We start from the raw sequence: 1,658 nt of genomic DNA, 5'->3' as shown, positions 1-1,658 counted from the left end.
TGTGGTTCATCCTGCCTTGAGCCGTCAGAACTTCTCGTTCACCGACGTGGTGTGCCAGTAGGTGTCTGTCACCACGTCGGTGACGTCGATCTCCGGCGGCGCCATCGTGGGGTCGGACGGCTGCGGTTCGGGTCGCTCCGCGTCGGCCAGCACGTCCCCCAGGTCCGCGTCCGGGGGCAGGTTCATGTCCTCGAAGGAGATGCCCAGCAGACTCGCCTCCAACCTGGCGAACATGTCCGAAACCGAACGTTCGCCACGGCTGTAGTTCACCGCCGCACTGCCCAGGCCCGCCGCGAGCACGTTGAGGATGCCCGCGGACGGGTCCGTCTCGGTGCCGTAGAGCTCCTTCATCGCCTTGTTCCAGCGCTCGTTGTACTGCTCGGCCAGCTCGGCGGAGTCACCCGTCCAGGACAGCTTGAGCTCGCCCAGCACCGTCATGATGGTGCCGAGTTCGGTCAGGACGTCCTTGATCGACTTGGCTACCGCCTCGGCGGAGGAGTGGAGAACCCATGGGTTCACCGTGATCGTGGACGAATCCCAGTTGCCGGGCAGGGCCATGGCGGGGCTTCTCCGATGCTCTATTCGGTGACGTTGTTGACGTTGGCCAGTTCGGTGCGTTCGTAGTTGTCGTGGGTGATCTGCATGCGTTCGAGGATGTCCGCCAGCAGATGCCCCAGCTTGCTCATCGCCTTCTCCGCCTGAGTGGACACCTCGTCGAAGGTCGTGCCGGCGGGGGACGACCAGTCGTGCCGGACGTTCCAGTACTGGGAGGAGATGGCATCGACGTGTTCCTCGATGGCCTCGGCCTGGGCCCGCACCTTCAGGATGGCGCCGGCCATCTCCTGCAAGTCGACCGTCCAGGAGTACGGAGTCATCACCCGTGTGCCGTCGTCTAGCAACAGCGCGCCGTCGTCCTGCCGCGTACCGTGCCGGGCCCCGTCCTGGCCGACGAAGTAGGAGCCGCCCTTGTCCCCGGTGAAGATCCCGGTCTTGGGGTCCAGGGTGCCTTTCAGGACAGTGCCGTCGTCCAGCACCAGTGTGTGGCCGTCGCTGGAGATGAAGTCGTCACCCGCCGTCGAGCCGTAGACGACCGTGCCGTCCGGCAGCGTGCGGGTCGTACCGTTCGGGATGAAAGCGCCGTCCGGGGAGCTGATCCCGTGCTCGATCTTCCCCGAGGGGTCGACGTAGGTCTTGCCGTCCTGCGAGATGAAACCGCCATCCTTCGTCGGGCTTCCCCACATGGTCGTGCCGTTGATGTCCCGCGGTACGACGAAGTGTCCGTCGGGTGTGGTTCTGCCGTGTTGGGTTTGGCCGTCTGGGGTGATGAGGGTGGTTCCGTCTTCGGAGAGGAATGATCCGTCTTCGAGGCGGGAGCCGTAGAGTTGTTGTCCGTCGACTTGTCGGGTTTCGCCGTTGGGGAGGAATGCTCCGGTGGGGGAGGTGATTCCGTGTTGGGTTTTGCCGGTGGGGTCGACGTAGGTTTTTCCGTCTTCGGTGAGGAAGCCGCCGTTGTCGGTTTGGGTGCCCCAGGTGGGTTGGCCGTTGATGTCGTGTTGGGTTTGGAAGTGTCCGTCGGGTGTGGTTCTGCCGTGTTGGGTTTGGCCGTCTGGGGTGATGAGGGTGGTTCCGTCTTCGGAGAGGAATGATCCGTCTTCGAG

At 64.1% G+C, this 1,658-nt stretch carries 2 protein-coding genes; both read right to left on the bottom strand.

The window, feature by feature from the left end:
• Positions 1-24: 24 nt before the first annotated feature.
• Entirely contained in the window at positions 25-558 is a 534-nt protein-coding gene (locus ACZ56V_RS35225) for a WXG100 family type VII secretion target (protein ID WP_468947682.1), read from the bottom strand.
• Between the two features lie 20 nt (positions 559-578).
• A partial coding sequence (locus ACZ56V_RS35220) for a WXG100 family type VII secretion target (RefSeq protein WP_468947680.1) occupies positions 579-1,658 on the bottom strand: 1,080 nt, incomplete at its 5' end.

Source organism: Streptomyces sp. NPDC034099, from assembly GCF_055575415.1.
Note: the sequence above shows the minus strand (reverse complement) of the source record. Positions and strands in the feature narration are given on the sequence as shown.

Coding starts and splice junctions, on each gene's coding strand:
- ACZ56V_RS35225 (WP_468947682.1), bottom strand. CDS start 558: ATGGCCCTGCCCGGCAACTGGGATTCGTCCACGATCACGGTGAACCCA.